A 1,587-nucleotide genomic window follows, 5' to 3' on the forward strand; every position below is an offset into this window, starting at 1 on the left:
TTTCACCCGTAGTACCATCACCACGCGTTGCCGCTTGAACTAAAACACCGTTTTCATACAGCAGACTCACGGCTAAGCCATCTAGCTTTGGTTCACAACAATACTGCTTAATGCTTTCTCCACCGATTCGGTCTTGAGCACGTTTATGAAAGCTGTCGAGTTCACTGTCGTCGAATGCGTTATCCAATGACAACATTGGGACTTCGTGTGTCACCTGACTAAATTCAGAAAGCGGCTTACCCCCCACTCGCTGACTTGGCGAATCAACCGTCACTAAATCAGGATGTTGAGCTTCAATTTCTAGCAGTTCACGCATTAGGCGATCGTATTCTGCATCTGGAATCTCTGGATTATCTTCCACGTAGTAGCGAACGGCGTGGTAGTGCAACGACTCTTTGAGTTCTTCTAGCCGTTGATGTACTGATTCAGACATAGTAAAGCCCCGTATATTGTCAATCGATGAGGTTGGGAATCCATGAAAAAGGGCTCCAATCGGAGCCCTTTTATAATTGGGTAGTAAGATTATGCGTTAGCCGCATTAAACTCAACTATTTGGCGTCGATAAGCAGCTAAACGGTCAGGAGTCATTAAGTTTCTCTTGTCATCGAGAACATTCCCTCCCATATCATCCGCAATCTGCTGCGCAGTTCTCAACATCAAGTTGAAGTTTTGCTCAGCTTCGCCATAGCAAGGCAACGTCATAAAGAAGGAAATGCCTTTCGTCGAAAACTCTGCGGGATCACCATGCTCAAGTGTGCCCGGATGCATCATGTTAGCCACACTGAACAGCACTTTACCGTTACCAGATAAATCAACATGACGATGGAAGATATGCATCTCGCCATAGATAAGACCATTTTGCTGCATACTGTCAAAAAGTTCCGTGCCAATAAATGGCTCTTCGCCCGCACAATGAACATTCAACACGATCACTTGCATTTCCGGCTCTGGCTTTGGTTCTTCTGGTTGTTCAACAACGGCAGGAGCAACTTCTTCAACCATTTCCATCTCTTGTTTAGGCGCATCAAATGCAGAAGGCATGATCTCTTCTTCAATCACCTCTTGCATTGGCTCTTCGACTTCAGACGGCTGAATTGCTACATCTTCAACATCGTTTTTCATCGCGACAAAAGAAGGGATTTCCTCGGCTTCTTCTTTTACAGAAGGCTTTTCTTCTGTCACACCACCAAGCAAGGGATCTGCCTCAAACTTACTATCAAACGTATTTTCCATCCCAAAGTCTGGTTCTTTGCGATCTTTACGGATGATTTCGAAATCGTCTTCAGGGGCAGGAGCGAAACTGCGCTCTTGCTCAACCGAATCTTTATCTCCTTGGTCAACATCCAGCTTACCAAGTGGCTTGTTGCCAAATTTTGCTTTGCCTTCTTTCTTACTGCTCCACAAACCATGAAACAGCAATGCCGCGATGGCTAATGCGCCAACAACAATGAGTACGAATCGCAATTCCTGCATTATTTACTCTCAATATACCTGTTTTTACTACTCGCAATTCCTTGAGCAGCAACCCAAGTGCAATAAATCTGAATGATACGTTTACTTTACCAAAACTATATGTAGATTTAGAAC

The 1,587-nt window shown here is 44.5% G+C and carries 3 protein-coding genes; all 3 read right to left on the bottom strand.

Annotated features, from left to right (window positions below):
* On the bottom strand, positions 1–433 hold a 433-nt coding region (locus R8N28_RS24330), incomplete at its 3' end, for a DNA ligase LigA-related protein (protein WP_412079927.1).
* 89 nt (positions 434–522) lie between these two features.
* On the bottom strand, positions 523–1,473 hold the full coding sequence (gene zipA / locus R8N28_RS24335) for a cell division protein ZipA (protein WP_005454582.1): 951 nt from the start codon (positions 1,471–1,473) through the stop codon (positions 523–525).
* Positions 1,391–1,587 (bottom strand): hypothetical protein (locus R8N28_RS24340; protein ID WP_318183561.1); only part of this gene is annotated, 197 nt, incomplete at its 5' end. The genes R8N28_RS24340 and zipA, both read right to left, overlap by 83 nt.

The sequence above is a fragment of the Vibrio sp. Vb1554 genome, assembly GCF_033344235.1.